The organism is Echinicola sediminis (genome assembly GCF_054777495.1).
This window is the reverse complement of record NZ_BAAHAP010000007.1, coordinates 1-23,428: the sequence shown is the minus strand read 5'-3', so window position 1 is coordinate 23,428 and position 23,428 is coordinate 1. Positions and strand designations below refer to the sequence as shown.

Annotated in this window: 18 protein-coding genes; 4 read left to right on the top strand and 14 right to left on the bottom strand. The window is 45.7% G+C overall.

Features of this window, described 5'->3' with window-relative positions:
* Nucleotides 1-10 precede the first annotated feature (10 nt).
* Nucleotides 11-2,644, top strand: a complete 2,634-nt coding sequence (locus ACYVAA_RS02920; RefSeq protein ID WP_460538550.1) for a valine--tRNA ligase — start codon at nt 11-13, stop codon at nt 2,642-2,644.
* Between the two features lie 348 nt (nt 2,645-2,992).
* Nucleotides 2,993-3,790, top strand: coding sequence for a pyrroline-5-carboxylate reductase family protein (gene proC, locus ACYVAA_RS02915; RefSeq protein ID WP_460538549.1), 798 nt, complete (start codon nt 2,993-2,995; stop codon nt 3,788-3,790).
* Between the two features lie 94 nt (nt 3,791-3,884).
* Here the strand turns inward: proC and ilvD are convergent, their stop codons facing one another.
* From ilvD to ACYVAA_RS02845, 14 genes are all read right to left on the bottom strand, one after another.
* Nucleotides 3,885-5,576 carry a dihydroxy-acid dehydratase gene (ilvD, locus tag ACYVAA_RS02910; RefSeq protein ID WP_460538548.1) on the bottom strand — a complete coding sequence of 564 codons (1,692 nt, stop codon included), beginning with the start codon at nt 5,574-5,576 and terminating at the stop codon, nt 3,885-3,887.
* A gap of 374 nt (nt 5,577-5,950) precedes the next feature.
* Nucleotides 5,951-7,276 carry an aminotransferase class V-fold PLP-dependent enzyme gene (locus ACYVAA_RS02905; protein ID WP_460538547.1) on the bottom strand — a complete coding sequence of 442 codons (1,326 nt, stop codon included), beginning with the start codon at nt 7,274-7,276 and terminating at the stop codon, nt 5,951-5,953.
* Nucleotides 7,277-7,594: 318 nt separating this feature from the next.
* A complete protein-coding gene (locus ACYVAA_RS02900; RefSeq protein WP_460538546.1) occupies nt 7,595-8,872 on the bottom strand; it encodes a TRAP transporter large permease in 1,278 nt (425 codons plus the stop codon).
* Nucleotides 8,872-9,327, bottom strand: a complete 456-nt coding sequence (locus tag ACYVAA_RS02895) for a TRAP transporter small permease (protein WP_460538544.1) — start codon at nt 9,325-9,327, stop codon at nt 8,872-8,874. Before ACYVAA_RS02895 ends, ACYVAA_RS02900 begins: the two co-directional genes overlap by 1 nt.
* Complete coding sequence (locus ACYVAA_RS02890) at nt 9,311-10,315, bottom strand: TRAP transporter substrate-binding protein (protein WP_460538543.1); 1,005 nt, start codon at nt 10,313-10,315, stop codon at nt 9,311-9,313. Before ACYVAA_RS02890 ends, ACYVAA_RS02895 begins: the two co-directional genes overlap by 17 nt.
* A 417-nt stretch (nt 10,316-10,732) precedes the next feature.
* Nucleotides 10,733-13,822: an efflux RND transporter permease subunit gene (locus ACYVAA_RS02885; protein WP_460538541.1), complete on the bottom strand. Its 3,090-nt coding sequence runs from the start codon at nt 13,820-13,822 to the stop codon at nt 10,733-10,735.
* The gene (locus ACYVAA_RS02880; RefSeq protein ID WP_460538540.1) at nt 13,823-15,049 is read right to left on the bottom strand and encodes an efflux RND transporter periplasmic adaptor subunit; all 1,227 of its coding nucleotides are present in this window, start codon (nt 15,047-15,049) and stop codon (nt 13,823-13,825) included.
* 12 nt (nt 15,050-15,061) lie between these two features.
* Nucleotides 15,062-16,468 (bottom strand): outer membrane factor lipoprotein domain-containing protein, encoded by a 1,407-nt coding sequence (locus tag ACYVAA_RS02875; RefSeq protein ID WP_460538539.1) that lies wholly within the window; start codon nt 16,466-16,468, stop codon nt 15,062-15,064.
* A gap of 164 nt (nt 16,469-16,632) precedes the next feature.
* Nucleotides 16,633-17,046 (bottom strand): hypothetical protein, encoded by a 414-nt coding sequence (locus ACYVAA_RS02870; protein WP_460538538.1) that lies wholly within the window; start codon nt 17,044-17,046, stop codon nt 16,633-16,635.
* Nucleotides 17,043-17,366, bottom strand: coding sequence for a hypothetical protein (locus ACYVAA_RS02865; RefSeq protein ID WP_460538537.1), 324 nt, complete (start codon nt 17,364-17,366; stop codon nt 17,043-17,045). The genes ACYVAA_RS02870 and ACYVAA_RS02865 overlap by 4 nt, the downstream gene beginning before the upstream one ends.
* A gap of 77 nt (nt 17,367-17,443) precedes the next feature.
* Nucleotides 17,444-17,719, bottom strand: coding sequence for a hypothetical protein (locus ACYVAA_RS02860; RefSeq protein ID WP_460538536.1), 276 nt, complete (start codon nt 17,717-17,719; stop codon nt 17,444-17,446).
* Between the two features lie 378 nt (nt 17,720-18,097).
* Nucleotides 18,098-19,408 carry a leucine-rich repeat domain-containing protein gene (locus tag ACYVAA_RS02855; RefSeq protein WP_460538535.1) on the bottom strand — a complete coding sequence of 437 codons (1,311 nt, stop codon included), beginning with the start codon at nt 19,406-19,408 and terminating at the stop codon, nt 18,098-18,100.
* Between the two features lie 107 nt (nt 19,409-19,515).
* On the bottom strand, nt 19,516-20,010 hold the full coding sequence (locus ACYVAA_RS02850) for a hypothetical protein (RefSeq protein WP_460538534.1): 495 nt from the start codon (nt 20,008-20,010) through the stop codon (nt 19,516-19,518).
* Between the two features lie 18 nt (nt 20,011-20,028).
* The gene (locus ACYVAA_RS02845; protein ID WP_460538533.1) at nt 20,029-20,568 is read right to left on the bottom strand and encodes a hypothetical protein; all 540 of its coding nucleotides are present in this window, start codon (nt 20,566-20,568) and stop codon (nt 20,029-20,031) included.
* A gap of 313 nt (nt 20,569-20,881) precedes the next feature.
* On the opposite strand from ACYVAA_RS02845, the gene ACYVAA_RS02840 reads away from it, so the two are divergent.
* Both ACYVAA_RS02840 and ACYVAA_RS02835 read left to right on the top strand, forming a co-directional pair.
* Nucleotides 20,882-21,916 (top strand): alpha/beta hydrolase, encoded by a 1,035-nt coding sequence (locus ACYVAA_RS02840; protein ID WP_460538532.1) that lies wholly within the window; start codon nt 20,882-20,884, stop codon nt 21,914-21,916.
* An 8-nt stretch (nt 21,917-21,924) separates the two neighbouring features.
* Complete coding sequence (locus ACYVAA_RS02835) at nt 21,925-23,028, top strand: alanine racemase (protein ID WP_460538531.1); 1,104 nt, start codon at nt 21,925-21,927, stop codon at nt 23,026-23,028.
* Nucleotides 23,029-23,428 lie beyond the last annotated feature (400 nt).

The window sequence follows — 23,428 nt, the reverse complement described above, 5'->3', positions numbered from 1 at the left end:
AAAATCAATTATGTCGCTATCTACCAAATATAACCCTGCAGAAGCCGAATCCAAGTGGTACGACTTCTGGATGGAAAACAAATTATTCAACTCCACTGTAGATTACAATAAGGAACCTTATTCCATTGTCATCCCACCTCCCAATGTAACCGGGGTATTGCATATGGGACATATGCTGAACAACACCCTGCAGGATGTGTTGGTGCGAAAGGCCCGGATGGAGGGCAAAAATGCCTGCTGGGTTCCCGGCACCGATCATGCTTCCATAGCGACAGAAGCCAAAGTGGTGGCAATGCTCAAAGAAAGAGGAATAGACAAAAAATCCATTTCCCGGGAGGAATTCCTAAAATATGCCTGGGAATGGAAAGAAAAATACGGGGGAATCATCCTCGATCAGCTCAAAAAACTGGGAGCTTCCTGTGATTGGGACAGAACCAAATTCACGATGGATGCCGACCTCAGTGATGCAGTGATCAGCGTCTTTGTGGACCTCCACAAGAAAGGCAAGATTTATCGGGGCATCCGTATGGTCAACTGGGACCCTCAGGGCAAAACGGCCCTTTCCGATGACGAGGTGATTTTTAAAGAAGTACAGTCCAAGCTGTACTATATCCACTATAAAATCGAGGGAAACGAGGAGGAATACCTTACCATCGCTACCACCCGTCCGGAAACCATTATGGCAGATGTGGCCATATGTATCAACCCGAATGACGAGCGTTTCAAGCACCTTAAAGGCAAAAGAGCCCTCATTCCATTGATCAACAGGTCCATTCCTATTGTGGAGGACGACTATGTGGACATGGAATTCGGTACCGGATGTCTGAAAATCACCCCTGCCCATGACGTAAATGACTACGAAATCGGCTTAAGGCATAAATTGGAAGTGATTGATATCATCAACGATGATGGAACCTTAAATGAAAAGGCCCAGATCCTGGTAGGTGAAGACCGCTTTGTGGCCAGAAAGAAAATCGCCAAGCTGCTGAAAGAAGCCGGGCAACTCGAAAAGGAAGAAGAATATGCTTCCAATGTAGGGCATTCAGAAAGAACCGATGCGGTAATCGAGCCTAAGCTTTCCCTGCAGTGGTTCCTGAAAATGGAAGACATCACCAAACCGGCGCTAAAGGCTGTCATGGATGACATCATCCAGCTTTATCCCCCTAAGTTCAAAAACATGTACCGCAGCTGGATGGACAATGTGCGCGATTGGTGTATATCCCGTCAGCTTTGGTGGGGCCACCAGATCCCCGCTTACTATTTGCCCAACGGCGAATACGTGGTAGCCAAAACCGCTGAGGAAGCACTCCAGCAGGCCAACGAGCAATACAATGAGAATTACAGCTTGGAGGACTTGAGGCAAGACGAAGATGTGCTGGATACTTGGTTCTCTTCCTGGCTTTGGCCCATCTCCGTTTTTGATACCGATGTATTTACCACCGGTGAGAAAAACGAAGACCTGAAATACTATTACCCGACCAATGATCTGGTGACGGCCCCTGAGATCCTTTTCTTCTGGGTGGCCAGAATGATCATTGCCGGCTATGAATATCTGGGAGAAAAACCCTTTAGAAATGTGTACCTGACCGGTATAGTGAGGGACAAGCAGGGCCGTAAAATGTCCAAATCTCTGGGCAATTCCCCTGATCCCCTGGAACTGATCAAAAATTACGGGGCGGATGGTGTACGGACCGGTATGCTCTTCAGCTCGCCTGCGGGAAATGACCTTCCTTTTGATGAGAAACTGGTAGAACAAGGAAGAAACTTTGCCAATAAAATCTGGAATGCCTTCCGCTTGATCAAAGGCTGGGAAGTAGATTCCAATATCTTGGAGCACAACAACCACACGGCCATCAAGTGGTTTGATAACCGCTTTAACCAAGCCTTGGAGGAAATCGAAGACCACTTCAGTAAATTCAGGATTTCCGATGCACTGATGAGTACCTATAAGTTGGTTTGGGATGACTTCTGTTCTTGGTACCTGGAGATGATCAAGCCGGAATACCAAAAGCCTATCGACCTGGAAACCTATGAGAAGACCATTGGCTTCTTCGAGTCCATCATGAAGGTGTTGCATCCGTTTATGCCTTTCCTTACGGAAGAACTATGGCACCAGATCAAAGGGAGGGATGTAAAAGACGCATTGATCGTTTCTTCTTGGCCTAAGAGAGCCGACTATGATGAGCAGCTAATTATCGATGCAGCTCAGGTATTTGAAGTGGTTTCCCAAATCAGGAACATCAGAGCCTCTAAGGGCATTTCTCCCAAAGAAGCCTTTGACCTGAGCATCAATTGCCAGAACCAAGCGCTTTATACAACCTTTGATGCAATTTTGAAAAAGCTGGCTAATTTGGAAACATCATCTTTTGCTGAAAACGTTGATGGAGCCTTAAGCTTTGTAGTAAAATCCGATGAGTTCTTCATTCCGCTGAATGAACAAATCGACCTGGAAGCAGAAAGGGAGAATATCCTGAAGGAACTGGAATATACCAAAGGCTTCCTAAACGGAGTCATGAAAAAGCTGGGCAATGAACGTTTTGTCAATAATGCTCCGGCCCAGGTAGTGGAAAATGAAAAGAAAAAGCAGTCGGATGCCGAGGCCAAAATCAAAGCCCTGGAAGAAAGCCTTGCCAAGCTGGTCTAAAACCATTACGCCAGTATATCATCACAAAGAGCCATTCATTTCATTGGGTGGCTTTTTTTATTAGTACTTAGTATTGAGTATTGAGTATATAGTACACTTCCTACTTCCCACTTCGTACCTCGTACTTGATACTTGATACTTTGCCCAGCACCAAGAGAAATGATAGCGTCAAGAATTAAGAACATAGGCAAAGTACGATGTACAAAGTATAGGGTACGAAGAAGGAGACTCAAGACTCGTTAATCAAGACTCCATAACTTTTTTCCGCCTATCTAAGAATATCATTCCAATCTTTGGCTTATTTTTGCAGGCACAAAAGCATCGTTTATCATAGTAGCTGATTACCGCATGAAAGATTTAAAGATAGCCATTATCGGATGTGGAAACCTTGGACTCTCCATCGTCAATGGCCTGTTGGATACAGAAGGTTTTGACGCCAGCAAGCTTGTTGTCACCAAGAGGCACCCTGGTAACCTATTTTACCTGCAGCCCAAGGGCGTGACCGTAACGGTGGATAACCAACTGGCCGCCAAAGAGGCTGACTTGGTGATATTGGGAGTAAAACCTTATAATGTTCCTCATATCCTTAAGGAAATCGCCCCTGTCCTCAAACCGGACAAACAGACCATCATTTCCCTTGCCACCGGGGTAACTTTGGAGGAGATGTACAAGCTATTGCCTGATGGAACAGCAGTGTTCCGGGCCATGCCCAACATTGCCGCCGACATCAAGGAATCCATCACCTGTATCTGTGGAAAAAATGGTTCCTCCGAAACCGAAAACCATATCAAGGAGCTGTTCAACAGCATTGGGATATCCATTGTCATAGAAGAGCACCTAATGGAAGCAGCCACTGTTTTGGGCGCTTGTGGGGTAGCTTATGTACTCCGCTTTATGCGTGCCATGACCCAAGGGGGCATCCAAATTGGTTTTGACGCAACTACCGCCAATACCATCGTCAACCAAACGGTCAAAGGAGCTGCCGAACTGATCATCAAAAAAGGCATCCACCCAGAAGCCGCCATCGATAAGGTCACCACACCTAAAGGCTGTACCATTGTAGGGCTGAATGAAATGGAGCACCACGGCTTCAGTGCTGCTATGGTCAAAGGGGTGTTGGCTTCCTATGAGAAAATTGAGAAGTAGTTTCCCCTTAAAACTTCCTGATGAATGATAAAGCCCGGTCCTAAAAAAAGAGCCGGGCTTTGTAATTTATCAAGAAAAGGTGCTTTTGCCCCTTTTAAAACAAATCGGTTTTCAATACGGCTCCATTACTGGCATTGGTAACCAAGGCACGGTACTGACCTAGCCATCTTGATGTCAATGGCTTCTTGATGGGAACAAATTCTGCCCTTCTTTTCGCAATTTCTTCATCGCTCAAGTTCACGGACAAAATATAATTGTCCACATCGATATGGATTTCATCTCCATCCTTCAGCAAGCCGATCATCCCTCCTTCTGCTGCCTCAGGAGAAACGTGCCCGATGGATGCACCTCTGGTGGCACCGCTAAACCTGCCATCAGTGATCAAAGCAACGGAGCTACCAAGTCCCATGCCCATGATCAAACTGGTCGGACTTAGCATTTCCTGCATACCCGGACCGCCTTTTGGCCCTTCATATCGGATCACCACGACATCACCCGCTTTTACTTTTCCTCCTCTGATACCGTCAATGGCTTCCGGCTGTCCGTCAAAACATACCGCCTTTCCGGTAAACACCCTTTCTCCTGTGATGCCCGCAGTCTTGATGACGGCACCTTCCTCAGCCAGATTCCCGTAAAGGATCGCAAGGCCGCCTACTTTGCTGTAAGGATTATCGATGGTATGGATAATCTTGGTATCCTTGATATAAGCATCGGCTATTTTTTCCAAAATGGTCTCCCCACTGATGGTCAAATTATCAATAAGCACATCGTCTCCCCTTTTCGTCATCTCCTTCATCACCGCATTGACACCTCCAGCTCTGTTGATATCTTCCATGTGTACCGTGCCAAGGCTGGGCGATATTTTGGCGATATGGGAAACCCTCTGCGAAATTTGGTTGATGTCTTTCAACTGAAAATCCACCCCTGCTTCTTCGGCAATGGCCAACATGTGCAGCACCGTATTGGTACTTCCTCCCATGGCCATATCCACTGCAAAAGCATTCCTGACGGCTTTTTCATTCAGGATATTTCTAAGCTTGAATTTCTCCCTTGCCGCTTCATCTTTGGCAATTTCACAGATTCTCCTCGCCGCTTTTCTATAAAGCTCCTCACGCTCTTTGGTCAGGGCCAATATGGTTCCATTTCCAGGAAGGGCAATCCCCATGGCCTCCATCAAGGTATTCATGGAATTAGCGGTAAACATTCCGGAACAGCTTCCCCCGCTTGGACAAGCGTTACATTCAATATCCTTCAGCTCCTCATCGGTCATCTTTCCTGCCTCATGCTTCCCTACGGCCTCAAAGGCTGTAGCAAGATCAATGGGCGTTCCATCTTTGGTATGCCCTTTGGTCATGGGACCTCCACTGACAAATATGGTGGGAACATCCACCCTAAGCGCTCCCATGATCATCCCTGGGACGATTTTATCACAATTTGGAATGGCGATCATGGCATCCAGCTTATGCGCATTCATCACCGTCTCCACCGAACTGGCGATAAGCTCCCGGCTCGGCAAGGAAAAAAGCATTCCATCGTGGCCCATCGCGATTCCATCATCTACTCCTATGGTATTAAATTCAAAAGGAACACAACCATTGGCCTTAATTTCATCTTTTATGATCTGGCCCACTTTATTAAGGAAAAAGTGGCCTGGAATAATCTCTACAAAGGAGTTGGCCACTCCAATGAATGGCTTATCAAAATCATCATCCTTCAACCCTGTTGCTCTGAACAATGATCTATGGGGGGTCCTTGAATGCCCCTTTTTTACTTCATCACTTCTCATGAAAAACTTTAATTTCTATTTTGGTGCGCTACTTTTTGCGGCCCAAAGATAGTTATTCTTCTGCTTTTAAACTGCTTTACTCAAGGCTAGTTTTCCATTTCCGTCTCCAATCAAAAAAAGATTTCGCCGTAGTCACGTCAAGCAGTGGAAAATGGCCCGCCCCGACGGGGCTAACTTTTGATAAACAGGGGTGGCAGCCCCGCACAAAGACCCCCACGGTGATCATATTTTGGCCGAATTAATAATAATAATAGCGCATACAACTTGCCGCCAAACCCCATAAATTTCAATGGAGATCTTTACCCCAAATCATTTATAACCTAAAAAATCCTCTCCTATCAGTCTAACCCTAAAATGACCTTATCCTTCAATATTTAGGCGCTGGCTATTTTTTCCAAAGCTTCCAGACTTTTATCCACCTCTTCAGGGGTATTCCCCACAAAGGGCGTCAAACGGGCATAGGACTGACGGTACGGGGAACTACTGGCGATGACCCCATTTTTGTAAAACTGCTGCACAGCCTCCACGGCTGAAAATCCGTCGATCATAAAACAGTTGATTCCAGCGGACAGATCGGGATCTATTGGGGTAATCAAGTCCACGCCTGAAATGCTTTTTATCCCTTCTTTTAACCTGCTGCTCAGTTCCGTGGTCCTTTGATGGACTCGCCCCCGCCCCATTTCCATCTGCAGTTCAAAGGCCGTATCCAAGGCCCATCTAAAGTCAAAGGAATGGAAACCTCCAGGGGTCATCATTTCGTGGAAAGTAGGTTCCCGCTCCGGCGGAGTCCCCAAATAAGTCAGGTAGGGATATTCGGAAAATGCGGGAATGGTCGGTTGGATAAAATCCCAGGCATCTTTTCGGGCATACAGCACCCCTGTACCCCGTGGCCCGAAGAGCCACTTGTGGGTACCTGCTGAGAAAAAGTCACAGCCCATAGATGAAATGTCCTCGTCCTGGTTCCCGAATCCGTGAACCCCGTCCACTGCCAGGTAAATCCTTCTTTCCTCGGGCCTACCGGCATTGGCCTGCCTGACCAGCCCGGCAATCTCCCTGATGGGAAGTTTTACCCCGGTACAGGACTGCACCCAAGTGACCATCAATACACGGGTTTTGTCAGAAATGGCCTGGGCAATATTCTCCTTCACTTCTGTTTTGCTTACCGTCCTAGGGTCCCGGTACTCCTCTATCCTTCGATAACTTGCCCTAGACTTTTGACAGACATATTCAATGGACTTTTCTGTCACATAATGGTCATGCGTGGTGGTGAGTACCTCATCCCCCGGTCGGAGTTTCATTCCATTAAAAAGCAAGGCCGTTCCCATGGTGGTACTGTCTGTGAGCGCAATCTCCTCCATTTTTACTCCCATATAGTTGGCGGCTGCTTGACACACCAACTTTTCGGCCGTCAGGTAATGCTCCTCCCAAAACATGGCGGGATTTTTATCAAAAGCCTTTTGGTACATGGCTATGGCATCTGCAACGGGCTTGGGGTGAGAGGCCAAAAGCATTTGGGCCATCTGGATATAGCTGTGGTCCAAAGGAAAAAGGGCCCTTACCCCTTCCCAGCTTTGGATGTCCAGAGGAATAGGCCCCGTCTCATTAGGATCTTTTTTTGCACAGGATGAAAAGCTGGCAGGCAAGCCCAGGGCCAAGCCCATGGAAACGCCCGAAGATTGGATAAATTTTCTTCTGTCCATGATGGTAGGGGATTTGGGTTTACCCTATTAAGATACTAAAAATCAAACCAATAGTCATTCCGAAAAACTTTAAATTGATTTTACGCCTTTATCCAAGTGACTACTATTAGAGGAATACACTGAAATACAGCAAAATCAATCACAAAGAATCTGCCGTGCACTACGAGCTCTGCGGGAAACACTTTATAAATTTTAAAGCTACTGGCATAATTGCGTACAATCATGTCCGGTAGTTTCAAAAAACAACTGATAATGGGTTTACAGGTAAGAAAGCTTTTAATCAAAAACTTTAAAAAAAGCTTCGATCTCAGCAGGACATCATGAATCCATAAACAAACTTGGCAAATACAGTGATATTTCCGGAATGAGCGTAACCAATACCAATACAAGAAGTGAAACAAGCAAAAAAGGAAGACTGGATTTACTCACTTCCGTCATGGACACTTTTCCGATACTGGAGGAAACAAAAAGGCATACGCCCACTGGAGGTGTGGTAAGCCCTATCATCAGGTTGAGCACCGCAATGACAGCAAAGTGGACCGGATCCACTTCTACCACAGTGGCTACCTTCAAAAGTATCGGGAACAGCACAAGAAGCGCCGCAATAGTTTCCATAAACGTGCCCACAAAAATCAACAGCAAGTTGATGAGCAACAGCACGACATACTTATTATGGGAGAAATCAAGTATTCCCTCAGATATTAGCTGTGGCAGCCTCTCTGTCAACAGTATCCATCCAAAGAGATTGGCAAAACCTACCAGCACCATCAAGGATGCGGAGGTTTTCATGGAATCCAACACCACCTCCTTTATATTATTAAGGTTTAGTTTCTTATAAACAAAAGCACCAATGATCAAGGCATAAAAAACCGCGATAATAGATGCTTCCGTAGGCGTAAAGATCCCTCCAATAATTCCAAACAGGATAATAAAGGTCATCAAAAGAGCCCAGAAAGTATCCAGAAAACCATGGGCGATCTGCTTAAGCGTACTTTTTGGGTGTTTAGGATACTGGTTTCTCCTGGAAATATAATAGGCCACTGCCATCATGCCAATTCCCAGTAAAAACCCGGGAATGGCCCCGGCCAGAAATAATTTACCAACAGAGAGTCCGCTCAGGGTAGCCGCTATGATCATGGGGACACTTGGTGGTATAATAGGCCCAACAGTGGAAGAAGAGGCGGTCACTGCGCAGGAGAAGCCTGCGCCATAACCCTCCTTTTTCATGGCGGGAATCAATACTGCACCTATACTTGCCGTATCGGACACCGCCGTACCGGAAATACCCGCAAAAAGCATGGAGGCTCCGATATTGGCCAGCGCCAATCCCCCTCTGATGTGCCCCAACAGGTGATTGCAAAAGGCAATGATCTTTTCCGTAAGTCCTCCCTGGTTCATTAGATTTCCAGACAAAATAAAGCCAGGTATACTCAGCAGGATAAATACATCAATTCCGGAATACATCTTGGCCGGAAGGATGATCAGCGGTATCTCTTCTATCAGAACATAAACCAGGCATGATAAGCCTAAAGAAAAAGCGATCGGAAACCTAAGAACCAAGCAAGCCAGGAAAACAATGATTAAAACAGCTACCATTAAGAATTTTTCAAGTTGGATTTTAATTTATACCAAGCAAATAGGCCGACCGAAGCTGACATGACAACGATACTCGCAAAAGCAATCGCCATCGGTACGCCCAGGCTTGGCGATCGTTCTGATAGCCCCAGGATCACATATTGGAGGGCAAAGATTCCCATCACCAAAAATAGAATAATAATAGAAAGGGAAATAAGCAGATCCATCCGCCTTTGATGTTGGGGTTTCATTTTAGCATATAGCACATCCAAATGCACATAGTAGTTGTCTTTCATGGCAAGCCCGGCCGCAAAGCTCATGGCATAAACAAAAAAGAAACGGGAGGCTTCTTCAGTCCAGGAAGGAGCACTGGACAGGAAAAAACGAGCATAGATCTGTATCAAAGCAGCACCAATAAACCCAAGGGTACTCGCCAAAGTCCCCAGTTTCAGTACTTTTTCAATCAACTGTTTCATTCCTTTGCTTTTTCATTTCCTGGACCTGGCGATAAATTTCCTGCATTTCCGGCGAAAGGCTCTTGAAGATGGCCTCCCGGCACTTTTCTCCAAAGGCCTCCTTATCCACCTCGATAAATGTCATGCCTTTCTTTTTCAACTCCTCCTGTACGTTCTTTTCGTTGGCCAGGAAGAGTTGATGTTCGTAATGCTGCATATCGGCAGCACAATCATCAAATACCTTTTTCAGGTCCTCAGGAAATGCCTGGTATTGCTTTTCACCTATCACTGGATAGGTCCAGCTCACCACATGGGAGGTAAGGTTGAGGTAATCCTGCACTTCAGCAAAGCCCGCGCTGCTGATCATGGCAAAGGGGTTCTCCTGAGCTTCGATAGTACCCTGCTGAAGAGAGGTAAACACTTCTGAAAATGCCATCGGCGTGGGCTTGGCTCCAAGGGCTTCCCATGCCCTGACAAATGAAGGGACATTTGGCACCCGGATAATCAGTCCTTTAAGGTCATCAGGGTGGCGGATGGGACGATTGGAAGTAAGGTGCCTTGGCCCTCTTTGAAAATATCCCATGGGTCTGATACCCGTCTTCTCGCGCATTTCCTTTTCCATTCTTTGGCCTATCGGACCATGGATCAGGCGCTGCATATCGGTAGAATCCCTAAATAAAAAAGGCATTTCACTGAACACTACGATGTCTATCCAATTGCTGAGCATGGAGCCTGTGGTGGTCATGTCTATCGCTCCTGCCTGTATCAGCCGAATGGCTTCTATTTCCTTGGCCAGTTGTTCGGAGTGGTAGTTTTCCACTCTTATCCTGCCCCCGCTGCGCTCTTCTATAATCTCCGCAAAATACTCGAAAGCTTTGTACCAGGTATGGTTTTCATTGACGAGATGACTCGCTTTCAGTAAAAATTCCGGTTCATCATCTCTTTTGCAGCCTCCAAAAAGGGCAAATACCAACAGACTGATGACGAACAGATTAATATTGCTTTTCAAACCTTCTAAGTTATTAATTTCCCCCTTCGTATACAGTGGAATTTCCTGGCGGTAAACCCACTGACCCTACTAAGATAACGGAAATTAGGAAAGAAGGAAATTTGGTAATGTCTCTATAGCCATTTTACAAATTAATGTCCTTCTAGGAATGAGCTTTTTCACGAAACTCAATCAGTACAGGAATGCCTAAGACCAAAAATGAGAGTTAAAAATAAAAGAAATATATGTCTGTTAAAAGGCAGTGCAAACGCATTTAAGATTATGAACATTTCAGAATTGGTACGTAACATCAAAAATAATTCGTGATAACCTGTCTAGCGCCAGATAGATCCGTGTAAACTTGTCCGCCGTGGCGGATTCGTGGACACATTCTGGATGTTTTTGATTAATCGCTCCATTACGCATGATCATAAAACCTCATCTCTGAACCTTTCCCTTTACATCCTCCAAAATCAAATACAAACAGGGAACAATCAGTAATATAATAGAAGTAGCAAATACGATCCCAAAACCAAGGGAAATGGCCATGGGAATCAGGTAATACGCCTGTCTTGAACTCTCCAATATAATAGGGGTCAAGCCTCCAAAAGTAGTCAAGGTGGTCAACATAATAGGCCTGAAGCGCCTGAGACCTGCCTCATGGATGGCCTCAAAGGCTGAAAGCCCCCCCCGGTTTTTATTGGCATAATCCACCATGATCAGGGAATCGTTGACCACTACCCCGGATAAGGCGATCACCCCCATCAGGCTGACGATGGACAGGTCATAGCCCAAAATGATATGTCCGATGACCGCCCCTACGATCCCGAAGGGAATGGCTGCCATGATAATGGCGGGCTGCCAATAGCTTCCAAACGCCACCGCCAGCAAGGCATAAATGATCAACATGGCCATCATAAATCCGCCCCAAAGGGATTGGGTGGACTCCCTCATATCTGCCTGGCTGCCCTGAAAGCTCCAGGTGATACCCGGGAAATCGGCCCTTAACTGGGGAAGCTCTTCATTTTGAACGGATGCCAGCACCCTTGAAACCGCATTGGAAGGTTCCACATCCATGCCGACATTGACCACCCGGCGGCCGTCCCGGCGGTTGATGGAGGTAAAGGCCTCCTGCTGCTTTACTTCCACCACATCCAACAGCGGCACCTCCACCCCTTCCGGTGTCCTGATGAGGAAATTCTCCAGGTTGCGGACATCCATTCTTTCCTCTTTGGGGAGCTTCACCCGCACTTCTATTTCATTCATCCCCCGTAACTGCCGCATGGCCAATGCCCCAAAAAAAGCATCCCTTACCTGCCTTCCTACCTCAGAGGAGGTCAGCCCCAAATTCCTGCCTTCCGGCAGGAGTTTAAAATCAAACTGCGTCTTTCCCTTATTGTAGTTATCACTGATGTCCCGGGTATTTTCATAGGCATCCATCCGCTCGAAAAATGCCCTGCTTGCCCGTTCCAAAACTTCAATATCCACGTGGCTTAAGTCCACACTGATATCCTGCTGGAAACCTCCCGGTCCCCTTTCCGCTTCAAAGGTGATTTGATCCACCCCTTCGATATCTCCGATTTCGTCCCGCCATAGCGCAATCACCTCTCCCGCCGTCATGTCCCTTTGGTCCGGCGGTTTCATGACGATTTCCACGTCAATAAAGTTCTGGCCACGGACATTGGTCTTGATGCCTTCGGCCACTTCGTACAGATTGTGCTTGTCAAACATCCGCTGGGTGGAATTGGTCACTTCCTCCGCTACTTTCGCTGCCTGGTCGGGAGTGGTCCCCACAGGTAACCTTACCCCCGCTTCTATCTCATCTGCCGCCACTTCAGGCATCATGATCATTCCCATATGATCGCTATAGCCATATCCCCCTACCAACAACAGAAGCGCCAAGGCGGAACTCAAGGTGATGTACCGATACTTTAAACACAATTCCAAAAAGGGCCTATAATACCGGTCGATTGCGGTATTGAATTTAGCGGCAAAAGCCTGTTGCCATCCCTCTATCCTTGTACCTAGTTTGATGATTGATTTTTTGGAGCTATGCCCCAAGTGGGCCGGAAGGATAAATAAAGCTTCCAACAAAGACACCACCAGAACCACAATCACCACGGCAGGCAAAGGCCACCAAAACTTCCCGGTTTCCCCAGGCATAAACAATAGCGGCACAAAGGCAATCACCGTGGTCAGTATACTAAAAATCACAGGCTTGGAAATGTCCCTGGTCCCGGCGATGGCTGCCTCCAAATAGCCCATGCCCTTTTGACGGTATTCATAAATATTTTCACCCACCACAATGGCATCATCCACCACTATGCCCAGTACCACCAAAAACCCGAACATGGAGATCATATTGATGCTCACTCCGATGAGGGGGAGTAAGGCTATCCCACCGATAAAGGAAATGGCCATGCCCATCATCACCCAAAAGGCCAGACGGTATTCCAAAAACAAGGCTAAAATGACCAAGACAATGACAATGGCCAGGGCACCGTTTTCGGTCAACAGGGACAAGCGCTCCCGATAATCCTCTGCCCTATTGCTGTCAATCCGTAAGTTGATCCCGGGGGGAAGTGAAAAATCCTTCAGCACTTCTTGTACCGTGGACTCGATTTCCATGGGGGACTGTTCTCCTATCCTAAAGATCTCCAGTTCCACGGAATGCTGTTGGTTAAACTGTCCATGGAAACCGGTTTCCTCAAATCCATCGGTGATTTTTGCCAGCTCTCCCAAGGTAACCTTGGCCCCTGAGGGAGTGGAAAGGATGGTAATATTACTGAACTCTTCTGCCCATTGCTTCCTCTCCTGCATCCGCAGCAGGATTTCACCCGATTGGGTCTCCAATGCCCCTGCGGGAACATCTTCACTGGAGGCAGCGATGATTTCTGCGACCCTGCCCAAGGTAAGCCCATATTGCCGGAGGTTGTGCTCGGGAATTTCCACATGCGTGACAAAATCGGGCACATTGCCGATTTCCACTTGGGTGATTTCCGGCTCACTCAACAGGCGGTTCCGCAGCCGCTCGGCCAGGTTTCTCAAAGTCCAAATATCGGCATCTCCATAAAGGCCCAGCTCCATCACATCGATTTGTCTGTCCTGTAGGTTCACTTCCGGCTGTTCAATGTCATCGGGAAAAGTCCTGATCCGGTTGACGGCCTGGTCGATGTCCTGAAAAGCCTTCATGCGGTTGGTTCCGGCCACAAGTTCAATCTGCACACTCCCATACCCTTCTCCCGCCGTGGAAGTTATTTCCTTGATCCCCTGCACCCCTCGTATCGCCTCTTCCACCGGCTGCAGAATCCCTTGCTCCACTTCCTCAGGAGCTGAGCCGGGATATACCACACTGACATTGACAAAGTCCAACTGAAACTGGGGAAAGACTTCTTTTTGGATATGGTACATGGTCCAGATCCCACCGCCCAAAATAATGATCATCAGCAAATTGGCCGCGATGGTATTATGGGCCATATAGGCAATACCCCCTTTATGCTTATTGCTATTTTCCTTGGAATGGTCCATTTAATGTCGGTTATTTTGACCCTCATCTGGCGGCGACGTGGAAAGGCTGTCCTCTTTGAGGCGTAATCCCACCCCATCCACTACGGTACTTAAATTGGTGGTGACCACCCTATCTTGATCGCTCAAGCCTTTTTTGATATAGGCATACTTTTCATCGCTAAAGAGAACTTCCACCGGTTTGATCACAAGCTGTCCTTTTTCCATCACCCACACGCTCTGATTGTTCCGCACATAATCCCGGTCAAGCCGGATGACATTTTCTATTTTATCCCCAATGATCTGGGCCTCTACAAATGCCCCTATCATCAACTTGGGTTTGACCAGCGTATCTGTCGAAATCTCTTGTGCCAGCGGATCGGGCACGGTTACCAGGATCCGCGCCAGCCGGGTTTGATCATCCAAGGACCCAATCCTGTTGTATAGAAACCCTTCTCTATAATGATCATTCTGCCAAGCAGAACGGTTGACAATCTTCACCCGTGAACCTTGCTCATTCTCCTTGGAAGGAAAGGTCAGCCACTGAAGCTGTGAAACCGGTACATTCACCACCACCCAGTAATTCTCCGTTCCAACCAGTCTGCCCAGGTTATCCCCGGGGGAAACCTGCGATCCCACCGTGACATTCCTGCTCAAAATATGGGCATCAAGAGGTGCCCTGATGGTGGTGCGGTCCAGATCCAGCTGGGCCTGGTCCATCGATGCCCGGGCAGATTGCACAGAAGCCTTTACGGACTCCAGCTGGGGCTGGCGCAGTACCAGCTCCTTGGTCTCCGGGGGAAGGGAATCCCCTACCAATTCATAATCCTGCTGTGCCACCTCTTGCCTTCCCATCTCCATTCTCAGATCAGCCTCCGTCTGCTTTAACTCACTTTTTCTCAGCTCAAGGACATTCCGATAGTCAGAAGGATCTATCTGCAGCAAAACCTGCCCTTTTTTCACGAATCCCCCTGGTGTAAATGCTGCAGACCGGTTGATTACCTGACCGCTTACCAGGGGACTTAAAAAAATATCTTCCACTGGCTGCACTGTTCCGGTCGCCTTGATGGTAGGGAAGAAATCACCCCTCTCCACTTGAATAACTTCTACCAACATGGCCGTTTCCTTGGAAGCCCCTTCATGTTTTGCGGTAGGCTCGGTGATAAAAATCATCACCGTTCCCAGCGCCCCGATTAGCAGGATGCCCAAACTAACAAAAAGTACATTTCTCTTACTCAGGGTCCTTTCCATGTTTCAAAGTAGTTATTGCTGTATCATTTTTGGGGTTTCAAGCCCTCCTGCCAAAGCCCGATAAAGGCCAATCCTGATTTCCAGGAGCTCCGATTCCAGATCTATCTGTTCCCTGCGCAACTGCTGCTCCTGATCCAAAGCCAGCAGCACATCCAAGTAATTGCTCAGCCCGTTCAAAAAAGAAACCTTCAACTGTTCGTAAGTTTTCTTTGCCAGATCCACCTGCCTGTTCATAATCTCCAGCCTTTCCAATTGTTTTCTTTCCAGCACCAAAGCATCCTCCACTTCCCGAAAGGCCACCAGGACCGTTTGGCCATATTCATAAAGCCGCTGCTGCTTTACCGCTTCTGTCCGGTCCACCTCTGCTTGTAAACGGCCTCCATAAAAAAGCGGGGCCACCAAATTTCCCGCCAATGAATAGGCCCAATCCTGGAACAGTCCGTCGAAATTATTGGAGCGGAACTGCACTGCCGTAGAAAATGACAAACGGGGATATCTGCTGCTGACCGCTGAAGCCATTTCCCGATCGGCCGCCAAAAGAAAATGATGTGCCCGCTGAATATCAGGGCGCCTTCTTACCAATTCCAGAGGCAAACCTGTGGCTGGAAGTGCAGGCAGCTCCGGCAGGCTCCTGGCACTGAACGGCCATTGTTCCTGTGGAGTCTGGCCTATCAACACGGTCAATTGGTTCTGCAAAGTGGCCAAGTTGGATTCTATCAGTATTTTCTGGTCTCTGGTAGCTTCCAACAATTGGGTCTGGCGGAGAATATCCACTGCCCTGATCTGTCCACTTCCAAAGCGTGCTTTGATCAGTTTGATGATGTCTTCATTGGTTTGGATCTGCTCTTGGATCAATGTTAATTGCCTGTTGGCTGCTATCCATCGGTACCAAACCGTGGCAATTTCTGCGGAAAGGGACATGGCCATGGCCTGATAGTCCCACAGGTTGGCCTCTGCCCTGAATTGCTCGGCCTGTACGCTGGAGCGGATTCTTCCCCACACATCCACCTCATAGGAGGCAGACAAGCCTTGCTGGAAATTTTCTCCCCCTGCAAAATCCGGTTCAGGCCTCCTCAGGGCATTTTGAACCGATGCTTCCAGGTCGGGCAATAAAAAGGAGGACTGTCTCTTGGCCACTGCGCGGGCAGCAAGGTATTGTTCCCAAGAAGCGGCCAAATCAAAATTTCCCGCCAATGCGGTATCCATCAGGGCATTTAACTGGGGATCGTTGAAACTGGTCCACCAGTGGTCGGGAATCAGCGTAGTGCCTGAGGCAGAAAAGTCACCCACCGGTTTTAAGGGCGGATCCATCTGGGTCACCTTTGGGGAACAAGCATCGGAAAAGAAAACAAAGGTGACCAAAACAACCACCTTGGTAAGGGCAAATCTGAAATTGAAGAATCCAAAAGTATTTCCCATGTCAGTTTTTCTTGTACCCCGTCCCCCACTTTCCTATCCTACTAATAATTAACAAATTATAGCCTACTCTCCAACAAAAAACCTGTTTTTTATTATTAAAGCCTGATAGGACTTAGGATTCACAATAAATAATCCACCGATACTTCTAAAATCCCTTCCTTCAATCAGTTTATTCCGATGCGTCCTTGGATAAACAGGACAAGAATGAAGTACAGAGTAAGTCCAAATAAAACCATGGTCAGCTTCCTTTTACGCTTGAGAACTGCCCAAATCGAGAAAAGAAATACTATTAAAAAAATAAATCCCCAAATTAGTTTTACGTGTGAATAGAGTTCTGCTGTCTTGTAGTAATACGGCGTTGGACCTTCTCCACCAAACGGGTATTCTGCTGCCCGTCCTTGAATTTTCACAATATGCCATTCCGAAAAATTTATATAGATCAAAATTCCATTCAGGGTCATTAATAGTGTTGCTAAAATGGTATTTCTTACCCTATTTATTCTTTTTCTTTCAAAAAAACGTGGTATTCGGCCTTTGTTTAGTTCCTCATCAAAATTGGTCGAATTGATAGCATTCAAGTCCACAATATTTGAGATAGAAATTGAAAAATATCCTCATTTGCTTGTTCAGTGTGTTCATTTAGGTAATTTGAGACTGTTTCTATGTTCGCTGCTTCAAAGAATTTGCTGGCTAGATGCCATTCCGTGCCATCATAAACATCCATTCGGATATCTTCTCTGTCATTGACCAACCTGAGTTTGAAGCTTGAATTATGAAGCTCAATAACCCAATTACCAAAATTATGTTCATCAAAGAGGGCATTCACATGCTCCCACTGATATTTTGACATTGCTTTCTTTACCTTCGCTTCAATTTCTATAAATTTGTGTTTCTCCATGCAGACAATGCCTTAAATACTTCATTATAGGTTTGCTCAGGAAAACGGGCCTTTTCCTGCGTCGATTACGTTTAGTTTTAAGATCCATTTTTAATTTCACTATCAAGATGTCCCGGCAACAAGTACTTTTTAGGATCCAATATTACCACTTCTTTCATAGCCTGTATCAGTTTCTCCAGTGTTTCAAAAGGGCCTATTTCCTTTCCATATAAGTCGTCAGGCTCTACACTAGAGAAGTCATAAACACTTCCCAGCCCCTCATCAGAATCATCAAACTTTTCAAATAACAATGCAAAATAGCCCTCCTTGATTTTTCCAAGGGAAACATATCTAAAGCACCTGTATTCCTCCAAATAAAACTCTCCAAGAAATTACTCAATTTCTTTTCCCTTATCCAGGTAAATTAAAATTTCCGATTCACTTAAATATTGCATTGGTATTTGGCTGAGTCAAGCAATTTTTTAAAGATAAATAATACGTAAACTTTATTATTTACCTTCTTTAGCCTATGTTTTTTTTTCGCCCCTCGATTTAATTTAAAATCCCAAAGCATCCTCAGGTTCTCAATTGTCTTTTCTGGATTTTTTTTGATCTGACTTCAATTGCAATGGAGATAAATTCCATACCGCTTTCGTGGTCAGTATCCACATCGACAAGCATATTAAGCGGTGGAAAACAATCAAACTGTTGTTCAAAGAGTAGAACAGGATTATTTAATTAATAGGCTCCAATTAATCCTTGATCATCAATTTGGGCATGTCTTCTTTTAGCTGCTTGATTTCTTCTTTTGGTATGCTGTTTCCCTTTAGATAAAGCCTTTCCAGATTTTTCAATTCCTTTATGGAGGATGGTAGCGACCTTAATTTATTGTGCGATAAATTCAATACTTTTAAATGCTGGAGTTTGGCGATTTCTTCATCTATAAACGCAATTTTGTTTTTCCCCAAATCCAACATTTCCAATTTGTCCAGCTGATAAAGCTCCTCAGGCACCTGTTCAAATTTATTATCCCCAAGGCCAACTACCTTCAGTTTTTTTAGCTTTAAAAACTCTGTCGGTAATGCTTTCAATCTATTAAACGGAGCATAAAACTCTTCCAGCATGGGCAGATATTCCAACTGCTGGGGTAAGCTTGAAGCGCTACAGTTTTCTATATCAAGATATTTAACGTGATTTAAAGGTTGGTTTAAAGCCGAAAACCCATCCAACCTTTTATTTCTTATAATCAATTTTGATTTATTGGGATCTTTATAAATTTCTCTAATTGAGGAGGCTCCACCGTTTGATATAAAAGTAATAGAAGTCCCCCCCTCGTTTCGATTGTTAGCAACTTCCAAACCCTTATTTTGAGAAGGTGAAAATGAGTTTGGTAACATCTTGGATGTTACGATTAACTCATTCAAAACAATTTTACCATTTAAATATTTCATCTCATATCCTTTTTCAACCCCTCCCTCTAGCTTAAATCGAATAGGTATTACGATATTTATCTTAGGATTAGATGGATTCCAAAATCCTGATGAGGATGCCAAAACTCTTTCTATTTCTAAATCTAAACCACCAAGATCACCCTTGGCATTTAAAATCTCAATATTGCTCAATTCTCCAAGGGAATCAATTTCAAAAGATGTAAAAAACAAACCTTGAAATCCTCTCCTCCTAGCCTCTACAGGGTACCTTAGGTTTTCTGCTAAAAAACGACTGTAAGCTTCTCCTCCTCCTTTGAAATAATCCCCAGCATTATCAAGTACTAATGGCTTTAAGTACAATTGAAACTTATCTTCTTCCGGTATTTCAAGATTCGCATCATAATAACCCGCTTTTTTGAAGAGCAAGGAGCTGGACGAATCTATTTGTATTTGAAAATAGCCCCTAAAGTTGGAGCTGGTTTTCACTCCGGATTTATCAGCTTCTATGGTCACTTCATTGATGGGCTCACCTGTTCTTTCATCAAGTATTTTCCCCAATATTACCCGTTGGGAAAAACCCGTATTCACCAAAACAATAAATACCGATAGTGTAAAAACTAATTTTAATTTCATTTCAAATTAATTTCTTAGCCTGAGAGACTGTGCCACCTTATCAGGAAGCCCCTCTTCAAACGCCCATCAAAACCATATCACTTCTCCCTACCCAAAAACCAAGAGGATCAAAAGGCATAACCGAAGGAAATATAGGGCACGAAAGGATAGAAGAAATTGGAGTTAAAATAAGGTGAAAGTCCTGCTTTGAACAAAAATCCTCCATCAGCGGGCTGTTTGCGGTAACCAAAGATCAGGGAGCCGATCACACTGGAAGCAGAATCACTGCCGTCATCCCCCCAGTCCAGATCCACGCTGGCAGAGAAATAGGTGGCATTGATCCCCAACTCGAAAAACTTATCATCTTTGCCCAGCAGGTAATTGAGCCCAAGGGGAATGGAAAGGACATTTGAACCATCAATGCCCATATAACCTATTCCGGCCCTTCCCCCTATACCATCTGTTCTCCCTACGAAACGCGTGTCATAATTGAATGAAAACAAACCCGGGCCGCCCAGTTCCACATAGATGTTTTCGGAACGTGGGGACATACGCTCCTGGGCCATGCCTGTATTGAGGATCAAAAACAGGCCTATTACATGAAGAATAATCAACTTGCTCATATATACTATAGATTAGTGTTAAAAAGCATAACCAAAGCCCAGCCCCGCAAAAAGCGGCCAGAAGCCATCGCTGTTAAATACAGGAGTTAAGTTTACCCGCCAAGTGAAGCCCTCATCCTCCGGAATCCTTCTATAACCAAAATTCATGGTTCCTATCACCGAAGGGGTTTCCCCCATATCCAGGATAAAATGATAGGATTTATCACTTTCCTCCGTGGCGCTACCCGAATAATAATCAAAATAGGTATCCTTGTAATTTACCAAGGTGGCCCCAGCTCCGATCTCAAAAAAGTGTTGCTGCTTACCAAAGATCCTGGTCAGCTGGACCGGAATGGACAGAAAGGACTCGTCAGAGAGGGCATACCCTCCAATCCCTGCCCTCAATCCCCAGGAATCAATCCTATTTTTATCAAAACGGGTATCGTAATTAAAGGAATAAACCAGGCCAGCTCCTCCCACTTCCACAAAAACGGCTTGGGTAGGTACATTGCTTGAAGATTGCGCATAACTGCTAGAAAAAATCAGCAGTAAAGCCACCGAACAAAAAAACGTTTTCATCAAAATTGTTTTAATTTTCAAACACACAAAACTAATCAATTAGACAAACTAAACCTTACGCCAATGTTATTTTTAAATCTGATTATACCCCCTCTTCTGAAGAAAAAGAATTATTGGAAGCTTCAATTTTAGAATCAAAAAAGTTCGTAGAAACTTGTCATGCGCCAGGTAAATCCGAGTAAACTTGTCCGCCCGTGGCGGATTCGTGGACTCCCTCATCCCTTTTCAATCCATACCGGACGCTTCCAAATTTCCTATAGGATAATCCTAAAAATCCGTTTAGTTTTAGCCTTATATATCAGACCACATCCTCATGTTCAAAAAACTACTTCCGTTTTTAATATCCATCGCCGTCATCCTTGCCTTGGCCTATATGTTCGGTCCTAAAGAATCCTACAGTTCTGTGGATGGAAATTACCCTGAAGTTCCCAAAGAGCTGGGCCAGCTGGAAAGGTTTATACAACAAAAAGAAGACACGGTGAAAGGTCTAAAGCCTGACAACCAGGCCCGGATCATCTGGGCAGACAGCCTGAACAAAACCAAAACCCCTTATTCCATAGTATATATTCATGGTTTTGGTGCCAGCCAGAAGGAAGGTTCTCCTGTGCACTACAAATTGGCAGCGCACTTTGGCGCCAACCTTTACCTGGCCCGACTTCCTGAGCATGGGATCAAAAGGGACAATGCCTTTGAATATTTGACGGAAGAAAAGCTAGCAGACGGTGCCAGGGAAGCCTTTATGATCGGCAAGAGTCTGGGCGACAGTGTGATTGTGGTGGGCACTTCCATGGGCGGGGCCTTGACTACCTTGCTGGCCTCCGAAAGACCGGACATCAAGTCGGTTTTACTCTACTCCCCTTGTTTTAGGGACTATGGCCATCAGTTGGAAGCCTTTTTCAGTCCTTGGCAGGGCTGGCTTTTTGATAAGTTCGGCACCAATGAACAACATGTCGTAGAAAACCCCAGGGAAGGTGAAAAAGCCAAATACTGGTCAGAAGCCTATCATATCAATGCTTACAGGAGCCTGGCCAAGTTGATTTACAGCAAAATGGACTCCAGCACCTATAAGAAAGTGGATCAGCCTTTGTTTTTGGCTTACTATTATAAAGACGAAGAACACCAAGACCATGTGGTTTCCGTTCCCGCCATGATGGAAATGTTTGAATCCGTCGGTACTCCGGAAAAGTTCAAAGTAAAAGAGGCCTTTCCGGAAGCAGGCGACCATGTAATCGGTTCCAGCATCACCTCCGGGCAATGGGAGGATGTACTGGAAAGCAGCATCCGCTTTTTGGAAAATACCGTCGGCATCCCTGTTCGGGAGCAGGCAATGGTAGAACTTATCCCCTGACCCATCTTATGAGCTATCTATCCATCGATTCTCCTACCCTAATTTTAAATGAGGCCATTTGCCGACAAAACCTTTCAAGAATGGCCGAGAAAGCAGAAAGGCAGCAACTGAAACTTGTGCCCCACTTCAAAACCCATCAGTCACATGCGATAGGGGAATGGTGCAGGTCTTACGGAATCGATAAAATCTCGGTTTCCTCCATTAAAATGGCCGAGTACTTTGCTGCTCAGTCCTGGAAAAACATCCACATTGCTTTTCCTTTCAATCCTCTGGCCATAAAGCGGCTGAACCAACTTGCGGGAAGACAACAAGTGTCCGTGCAATTGGTCAATGCTGAAGTTACGGCCCTTTTGTCAGAAAGCTTGGAACATGAAGTGGGCTACTTTATTGAAATTGATGCGGGCTATGGACGTGCAGGGGTTGAGGTCAGTGATTTTGGTTTGATAGAAGCCATCATGCGAAAGGCCCAATCCAGCGATAAACTCACCTTTAAGGGCTTTTATATCCATGCGGGACATACTTACCAGGCTGATCTCGAAGGAATAAAAACCATCCATGAGCAGACCAAGGCGGCCCTTCACATGCTCAAGGACAAGTACATTTCCGAATTCCCCGACCTGGTCACGCGGTCGGGAGATACTCCAAGCTGTTCTATCATGGATGATTTTGAGGGGATTGATGAAATCGGGCCGGGAAACTTCATCTTTTATGACCTTACCCAAGCCCGGGTAGGCAGCTGTTCCAAAGAGGATATCGCCGTGGTGCTGGCCGTCCCAGTGGTGGATATCCGCAAAGAAAAGCATGAAATACTGGTCCATGGAGGCGGTGTGCATCTGGCCAAAGATGTGCTGCTCAATGCTGATGGGGCCAGGAATTTTGGTGAGGTAGTCCTTTTTGATCCGCAAGGCTGGAAAATCCCTGCTGATACATCCTATGTCAAAAGCATTTCCCAGGAACATGGCATCATCAAAGCTTCGGACAAGCTATTGAGGCAAATCCACATAGGGGATATTTTGGGCATTCTTCCAGTGCATAGCTGCATGACGGCCGACTGTATGGGCAACTACCTGAGTACCAAAGGCCAAAAAATCGACCACCTGGAGGGGCAGTAGAGATTGCTTTTACTTTTTTATAAATACCCCCAATTATGCCACCAAATGAAAATATAAAGATGGTGTCTACGAATCCGCCACGGCCAAGTTTACACGAATTAATTCTTTCTGACTATCCGGGATTTTGCACGTATCATTAGGAGAACCAAATACTTAAAAGAAATCCTTCTGAAGGGCTTTGGAGCATTCGGTTTTGGGACAGTTGATGGAGGCGTTAGGAAAATGAGTTAGCTCGCGAAGTGGACGAGCGAGATCCACTCATTTTTAGCCTACAGCAAATGGCACAAAATCAAATTGAGATAAACTGTTTGTAATCGAAAACCAATTCACTCAATTTGAAGAAGGCTCCATGGCCTAGATTTTTGGTTCTTTTCATCAATGGAAAAGAACAGAAAACAAC

Coding starts and splice junctions, on each gene's coding strand:
- ACYVAA_RS02920 (WP_460538550.1), top strand. CDS start 11: ATGTCGCTATCTACCAAATATAACCCTGCAGAAGCCGAATCCAAGTGG.
- proC (WP_460538549.1), top strand. CDS start 2,993: ATGAAAGATTTAAAGATAGCCATTATCGGATGTGGAAACCTTGGACTC.
- ilvD (WP_460538548.1), bottom strand. CDS start 5,576: ATGAGAAGTGATGAAGTAAAAAAGGGGCATTCAAGGACCCCCCATAGA.
- ACYVAA_RS02905 (WP_460538547.1), bottom strand. CDS start 7,276: ATGGACAGAAGAAAATTTATCCAATCTTCGGGCGTTTCCATGGGCTTG.
- ACYVAA_RS02900 (WP_460538546.1), bottom strand. CDS start 8,872: ATGGTAGCTGTTTTAATCATTGTTTTCCTGGCTTGCTTGGTTCTTAGG.
- ACYVAA_RS02895 (WP_460538544.1), bottom strand. CDS start 9,327: ATGAAACAGTTGATTGAAAAAGTACTGAAACTGGGGACTTTGGCGAGT.
- ACYVAA_RS02885 (WP_460538541.1), bottom strand. CDS start 13,822: ATGGACCATTCCAAGGAAAATAGCAATAAGCATAAAGGGGGTATTGCC.
- ACYVAA_RS02880 (WP_460538540.1), bottom strand. CDS start 15,049: ATGGAAAGGACCCTGAGTAAGAGAAATGTACTTTTTGTTAGTTTGGGC.
- ACYVAA_RS02875 (WP_460538539.1), bottom strand. CDS start 16,468: ATGGGAAATACTTTTGGATTCTTCAATTTCAGATTTGCCCTTACCAAG.
- ACYVAA_RS02865 (WP_460538537.1), bottom strand. CDS start 17,366: ATGGAGAAACACAAATTTATAGAAATTGAAGCGAAGGTAAAGAAAGCA.
- ACYVAA_RS02855 (WP_460538535.1), bottom strand. CDS start 19,408: ATGAAATTAAAATTAGTTTTTACACTATCGGTATTTATTGTTTTGGTG.
- ACYVAA_RS02850 (WP_460538534.1), bottom strand. CDS start 20,010: ATGAGCAAGTTGATTATTCTTCATGTAATAGGCCTGTTTTTGATCCTC.
- ACYVAA_RS02845 (WP_460538533.1), bottom strand. CDS start 20,568: ATGAAAACGTTTTTTTGTTCGGTGGCTTTACTGCTGATTTTTTCTAGC.
- ACYVAA_RS02840 (WP_460538532.1), top strand. CDS start 20,882: ATGTTCAAAAAACTACTTCCGTTTTTAATATCCATCGCCGTCATCCTT.
- ACYVAA_RS02835 (WP_460538531.1), top strand. CDS start 21,925: ATGAGCTATCTATCCATCGATTCTCCTACCCTAATTTTAAATGAGGCC.